Origin of the sequence: Rhodocytophaga aerolata (assembly GCF_030503435.1) — a bacterium.
GTDB classification, from domain to species: Bacteria; Bacteroidota; Bacteroidia; order Cytophagales; family 172606-1; genus Rhodocytophaga; species Rhodocytophaga aerolata.
In genome coordinates, this window is the sequence record NZ_JAUKPO010000005.1 from 389683 (window position 1) to 396513 (window position 6831).

The window sequence follows — 6831 nt, forward strand, 5'->3', positions numbered from 1 at the left end:
CTCATCTTTTATCAACCCCATCAACTAGAAAAAGAATGTAGTCAAAGTTAATGGGAGTAATCAGGCAATTACAGTCTAGGGTTTTTGATGACCATTCATAGATTGCCTTTACCCATCACTTGCCTATAGCCTGCGGCTAACGGGCAAATTTATAGTTTTCTAACCTTTATATTTTTTAGCCACACTTTCTGCCCATGATGCTGAAACATTATATGTCCATTGGTTGATTTGGCAAAGGTAGGGTTTGTGTTGAACTTACTGTTGCTAATTAACTGGTTGAGGGCATCAGATCCTATGGTGTACTCCACCACTTTTGCTCCATTCAACCAGTGCTCCACATGGCCTTTGCTGACAACTAATCTGGCCTCGTTATATTCACCTACCGGGTTGAGCTTTTTATTTTGGGGAGCAATCAGATCATATAAAGAGCCAGCCGAGCGTTTTGGTTCTTTATCATCAAAATTAATATCATCCAGGATCTGCATTTCGAAATTATGCAGCCAGTTAGCACTATTGCCATTCCCTGACTGCATGTCGGCTACTTCCTGTACATGAAAAAACACCCCGCTATTGCCTGCTTTTGATACTTTCCACTCAAAGACAAGTTCAAAATCTTTGTAGCTATCTTTGGTCACCAGGTCAATATTAGGTACGCCTGTCTGGGTAACAAGGGCCCCTTCTTCCACTTTCCAGGCTTGCGTGGGAAAGCGATCCATTTTATAGCCTCTTAACTGCTCAGTGGATTTTCCATCAAATAAGGTTATCCAATTTCCTGACTTCTGCGCCTGCAACTGCCCACTGCAGAGGCCTAGCAATAGTACCATTAAATATAATCCCATTCTTTTCATACTATTATGCATTCAGGAAATGATAATCGATTAATAAAACAATTTACTCCCAATCTAGCAATTATTTTCCAGAAGCTCCACAAAGTGTTTCTCAGTAGTCATGGCTTGCGGCTGTATTGTTCCTGCTCCACAAAATAATACCTTATACTCGACCTTGTAGCGTCCTAAATCAGCTAGCAGGTACAGAAGTATTTGTCAGGCCACTACGCTGGTGGAGTGGAATCAGAAAAGAATGTGGGTCTACTATTATTGGAAAAGGGGGGCAGTTAAATTAACTAACAGAAATTATGCGTGTTGAAGTGGTGACTAGTGAATTTCCAATGCTAGTATGTTGTTGCATCTTGCTCATGTCAATTGGGCTTTCTGCTTAATGATTTTTCGTACCAATTCTATGGGCAAGGGTTTGTTGTGAGGAAAGTGTAAGCTGTCTTTCGTTCCTTTTGCTCGGTAAGCAGACAGTTCTTCTTCTAGTTCCCAAAGGCCGTAGACAGGATAAAATCCAATATGCTTTGTATAGGCAGCAAAATACAAATAGTGCATCCCCACTTTGTAGGCTGGTATCTTGTAGCGAATACTTTCTACACAGTTTGGATAAAGTTCAAAGAAAAGCTCTCTCAGGCTTTTAAGCCTGGATTGAATTGGAGGCTCAAACTGTAAGATATATTTATCGACTTCAGTCATAAGGTCGCTTTTTGTACATAGATCAAAGCTTATGAAAAGTTTACCGCGCATTTGCTTATTAACAGCACATTGGTAAGAAGCTTTTTATATTCTCCCCCGGCAAAGTAACCGTTCATACATTGTACAATAGGCAATATGCCATTGGCCACATACATATGTGATACATAATAGGTAAGCTCACCTAACAACTTCACTGACCAAGATTATAGGGATAATATTCGTGTAATTTGCGAAATCGGCTCTGATGGCCTCTCTATGGGGGCCAATAGCTGCCTGATAATCGCTTAAACTTTTTACATAAAATGTACCAATTGCTACATATGGCAGCGGTTGGTTAGGCATACCGTTTGAAAGTCCTTTTTCGATGGTGTATTTTACTAAATTTGACCCTAAAAACCCGGCTACCATCGGCATGTGCTTGCTTGCATAATACGCCATATCAAAGCTTTTGCCTTCGGCAAAAGGGTACATGATGGATACTTTAATTAATCCTTGTTCGACTACAGCCGAACTTTGCTTTTTAGCTTTTGAGGATTGTTTTTCTTGACCGAAGGCGGTAAAACTTACTGCCAAAAGCAAATACATTACAAGAAATTTAGATTTCATAATTATTTATTATTACTTGAAAATGGGTGATACAAACAACTAAAAACCGGGGCCATACAATTCTGCAGGCTAATCCCATTTCTGTCAAACTTTAAATTAGCCTTTTGGTCATCTTTCATCATTAACCTGTTAAAACTACTTTATCTACGTCCGGTTCAAGAAAATCAAGAAACATGTGATGGCTCAGGTCATAGTGCGTTTTAGTGACGTAAAATTTGTAACTTCCGATGATTGTGAATCCTGCTTTCAGATAAAAATTAATGGCTCTATGATTACCAATCCATGTATACAACCAAATACCCGATTGCTTATTCTTTCTTGCTAGATCAAAATTAAAATTTAAAAGCGCAAGCCCTACTTTCAACCCGTAGTATTCTTTAAGGAGGTAAATCCGGTCCAGCTTAGCTACATTTTCTGCAACAATATCAGGATGTTTTGCATCCAAGATAATTTTAGAAAACCCAACCGGCTTATCTTGGTAGGTAACAATATGATAAATAGTATTTATATCATTAAGTTCTTCCTTAATCGTATCACGGTTATACTTTCTTTCAAGAAAAGCCTGCATGTCTTCTGCTGAACAGCTGCCTCTGTGAGACTCTGCTACGGCTATTTTACCGATGCTAGCAATGGAATGGCAATCTCTTTGTGTTGCCTTTATAATGGATATCATTGACTGTGCGTATAAGTAAGCTAACTGTTACAGCCTGGGTTGGATAAATATGTTTAACTAAAACCTGACTTGGAGATGAGTAAGATAGTCCAAGCTCCGGGTGTTTCGGGCTAGCTGTTCTTTTTTACCGGCTCATAGTAAAGCGTAATGGCACCACAACCAAAAGTTTTCGTCTTTATCAGTGTAAGATCAATTTTATCAGTGATGTTTTTGAACAATGGTAAACCCTTTCCGGCTATATGCGGGTGCACACAGAGTTGGTATTGATCAATTAAATTCAGCTTGGTTAAGCCCACAATCAAACTGGGGCTGCCAACTAATATGTCTTTGCCTGCTGCTTGCTTTAAGGCGGCTACTTCTTCTTTGAGGTCTCCTTTGGCTAGCCTGGTGTTTTTCCACGCTACCGTTTTGAGGCTATGGGAAAAAACAAGTTTAGAAATATCGTCTACGGTGATGGCAAACTCATCGGTTGCTTTATTACCGGTGGGATTTTTTACGACCGTGGGCCAATACTCCATGAGCTGGTAAGTTATCCTACCCCAGATAATGGTGTCGGCACTTTTTAAAAGTTCTGTATAATGTTGATGTAGTTCATCATCTGCCATGACCAACGTATGGTCACAAAACCCGTCTATGGTCATATTGATGCCTGCAATTACTTTCCTCATAGCTTTTTATCTATAATCAATGAATGTGTTATCTGTTTTCCACATGCTTTTTAAAGTTGGCAAGTATGTTGTCTACAAAAGCTCTTTGCTCCTTAAAAGAAATAGAGCTGTCCGGCTCAAAGGTCTCCCTTACCTTGGTTGAGTTCCCATCTGAGGTGAAAAGGATTTTGGATTTTCTCCCCTCCTTAGTGGTATATTCTATCCGCTCATGTAGCAGGATCTTATCGTATTGGCCGGCATGGTCGAACCCTTCACTGCCATCTTTTGCTTCCATGCGTAGCAAAAATGTACCTTGTTCCGTCAAATTAATTTCTGCTACTGGGCAGTGCCAATGACTGAAAGGCCTATTCCAATGCATTACCTCTTGTGGTGTTGTCCAGGCGCTCCACACGTTCGCCAGGGCAGCATTTATGGTAATTTGGACGGTAATGGGGTTTGTATCTTTCATGGAAAGGGTGGTTTGTAGAACTTGCGTTTTGTCGCCTTACTCGGGTCATTTTATTCCTACAAAGGTAAGCTATCCGTTATTTGTATCCCGGCCTCGATTGCGTCAAGAAAAGGGTGTTTTGCGACAAATGTTGGCCACTTTGACCAAGTCACTTGTTGGAGGTGGAAATCTTTTTGCAAAGGCTTTTAGCTAGGCTAGCACGGGGGGTGAACGGGCAATACCTGTAAAGATACATTTCACTCTAGTTGGATTCAACACGGTTATTCTATACAAAGATCAGGCACCTGCATTGATCGATTCTGTAGGTAAGCAGGATATTACCAAAGGGATTCTATGGTCACTAGAAAAGGGGAGTTAGGTTAACACCTCAGTGCTTACCCAACTGACCATGGCAAAATGGGCAAGAGGAGAAACGAGTAGTACTCAGAAATATACCAGATGATGGAAGGCATTGAAAGAATCAAAGGAAGTATTGATTCATTAGGGCTACAATGAGGTTATATTTATCTTTCAATAGCTCTATACCTATTTTTATTTCATTCAGCCGGGCTATCTACATAAAAATTAAGCAGGCAGATAAACATGGAAAGCACTACCATAGCCAACAGCACTTTCTACTTCAATTTTTCCCTCTAATGCTTCCACTTGTTCTTTTACAATAAATAATCCCATGCCTTTTCCTTCAGTATGCGTGTGCATTCTCTGATATAGCTTAAATAGCTTTTTAGTGTTTTTATGGGTGAGATCCAAGCCTATGCCATTATCTTTGACGGTTAAACAAACTGAGCCATTGACTTTGCTAGTGCTTATCAGAATTTCAGGAAGGCGCTTTGGTGATCTATATTTGATCGCATTGGAGAGAAGATTGTAAAGGATACTTGTAAGATAACTCTTTACAGTTACTAGATTACTGACTTGCGAATAATCAGTCTGAATATTTGCATGAGATTCTTCTATCAGGTCATGTAAACTTTCAATGGTAAGGTTGGTAATCTCTTCTAAGTGAACATTCTCTTTACGGATATCTGAAAGATCATGCATTAACAGAATGTCATTCAAATCACTTACTACCATGTCTAAATTAATTGTTGCCTGGTTAAGATAGTCGAGAATGGCTAAGTTGTTTTTATCCTGCAAGTTTTCCCTATCAAAAATGGAAACCAAACCCATGATTCTGGCAATAGGAGCACGTAAATTATGAGAAATTACATAAGCAAAGTCCTCCAGATGCTGGTTTTTTTTAACTAAGTTCTCTATGGCCATGTGTAGTTGAGCAGTACGTTGTTCTACCTTTTGTTCCAAAGAGCTATTTAATAGTTTGATTTCTTCATTTCGCTCGGCAAGCTCTTTTTGTTGTGAGATAAGTTGGAGATTAACTTTGTGTTTTTGCCGGTTATTGCGATACAAAATAAGCGCTAAAGCGACAATACAGATTAAAATACTAGAAATAGCAACTAGAATGATATATTTCTGTTGAGCGTCTGCTTGAATAATTTCATTGTTTTTCTTTAATAGTTCTATTTCTGCCCGCTTTTTATCCCATTCATAGTTGGCCATCACTCCCTCTAATTCGGCGTTATATTTTCGCTGATCAAGCGAATCTTTTAGTTTATACTCTAAGGCTTGGTATTGAAAAGCTTTATCCAATTGGTTCGTTTGAAGATAAAAACCGGATGCAGTTTTGTATAGCAGATGAAGAAAATCTGGCTCTTTTACAGCATCGGTTAGGTACATGGCACTATCAAGATACATTTTTGCCTTTAGATAGTCCTTTTTCTGCAAATACACATTGGCTACACTAACAAACCCATTGCCTACGCTGCCCCACATTTTAAACTTCTTGCTAAAGGTTATATCAAGCCGATAATAGGCCAAGGCTTTCTGATAAACTTGTTGTAACTCATAAATGTGACCTAGGTTACCAGCCGTTAGCCCAATCCAGGCACTATCTTTCGCTTGGATGGCCATTTGGTGAGAAAGCGTCTGATAGTGTATAGCCTGGTCAAATTCTTGCTTGGCGCGGTAAGTTAATGCAACGGTGTTTATGGTACTAATTAGTAAGCGACTATTTAAGGAATCGCGCCCTAGTTGATAGGCCTGCAATAAGTAACGTCTTGAGGTATTATATTTATGCGTATAGTAACATAAATTACCCAAGTCATAAAGCGTCTCGGCTTCCAATTTCTGGTGCCCCTGTTGATGGTATATTTCAAAAGCTTTTAAATAATGATCTAGCGCTAAGTCATGCCGGTTCATGGCCTGATAGATATTGCCCATGAGCTTTAAACTATTTGCCTCTTCAACAGCCAGCCTATTGGTCAGGGCAAGCTGGTAGGCTTGCTGTGCCGTTTGTATGGCTTGTACGCGGTTCTGATGCAAATTATATACAATTGCTTTACAACGGTATGCACTAACCAAGGCTCCACGAAAAGGCAGTTGTTGACAGATTGCCAAAACCTCGTCTGTTATTTTCAAGGCAGGTGTATATTCCATTTCTACTACGGTTTGCTCAAGTTTAGAAAAAACAGCAGGATACGCAGAAGAAGTGGAGTTACGTAAAGCTAACAGAAGGCTATCGGTTCGATGGTATTGCGCTAATGAAGGCTGGAAAGAAAATATAAAAAACACTACAAGAACGAAACGCCACATTCCTTATTTAGTTTAACGCTCAGGAAATTAAGTATTTACAAAATTAGTGATTTAAACGCGCAGCTCTATGTTAATTCTCCTAATTTTTTATTTCATACTAGTGTAAATAAAGTTAAACTGCAATTTTGCCCCAATTCTCAAAGCAAGGGTTTGAACTGAAAAATTATCTGGTGTAACCTATGAAAATTTAGGTGAATAAATGATAAGTATGGGGACAAAATTAAGTATAAACATGTTATAGTTCCCATATGGGAAAGA

7 protein-coding genes are annotated in these 6831 nt (G+C 39.2%); all 7 read right to left on the bottom strand.

The window, feature by feature from the left end; genetic code table 11:
• Nucleotides 1–149: 149 nt before the first annotated feature.
• The 7 genes from Q0590_RS12190 to Q0590_RS12220 all read right to left on the bottom strand — a co-directional run bounded on the left by Q0590_RS12190 (nt 150) and on the right by Q0590_RS12220 (nt 6573).
• Nucleotides 150–839 (bottom strand): 3-keto-disaccharide hydrolase, encoded by a 690-nt coding sequence (locus Q0590_RS12190; protein ID WP_302037819.1) that lies wholly within the window; start codon nt 837–839, stop codon nt 150–152.
• 354 nt (nt 840–1193) lie between these two features.
• Nucleotides 1194–1529 carry an iron chaperone gene (locus Q0590_RS12195; RefSeq protein ID WP_302037820.1) on the bottom strand — a complete coding sequence of 112 codons (336 nt, stop codon included), beginning with the start codon at nt 1527–1529 and terminating at the stop codon, nt 1194–1196.
• A gap of 177 nt (nt 1530–1706) precedes the next feature.
• Nucleotides 1707–2135 (bottom strand): EthD family reductase, encoded by a 429-nt coding sequence (locus Q0590_RS12200; protein ID WP_302037821.1) that lies wholly within the window; start codon nt 2133–2135, stop codon nt 1707–1709.
• 121 nt (nt 2136–2256) lie between these two features.
• A complete protein-coding gene (locus Q0590_RS12205; RefSeq protein WP_302037822.1) occupies nt 2257–2808 on the bottom strand; it encodes a GNAT family N-acetyltransferase in 552 nt (183 codons plus the stop codon).
• A 110-nt stretch (nt 2809–2918) separates the two neighbouring features.
• Nucleotides 2919–3476, bottom strand: a complete 558-nt coding sequence (locus tag Q0590_RS12210) for a dihydrofolate reductase family protein (protein ID WP_302037823.1) — start codon at nt 3474–3476, stop codon at nt 2919–2921.
• 28 nt (nt 3477–3504) lie between these two features.
• On the bottom strand, nt 3505–3924 hold the full coding sequence (locus Q0590_RS12215) for an SRPBCC domain-containing protein (RefSeq protein ID WP_302037824.1): 420 nt from the start codon (nt 3922–3924) through the stop codon (nt 3505–3507).
• Between the two features lie 564 nt (nt 3925–4488).
• Entirely contained in the window at nt 4489–6573 is a 2085-nt protein-coding gene (locus Q0590_RS12220) for a tetratricopeptide repeat-containing sensor histidine kinase (RefSeq protein WP_302037825.1), read from the bottom strand.
• Nucleotides 6574–6831 lie beyond the last annotated feature (258 nt).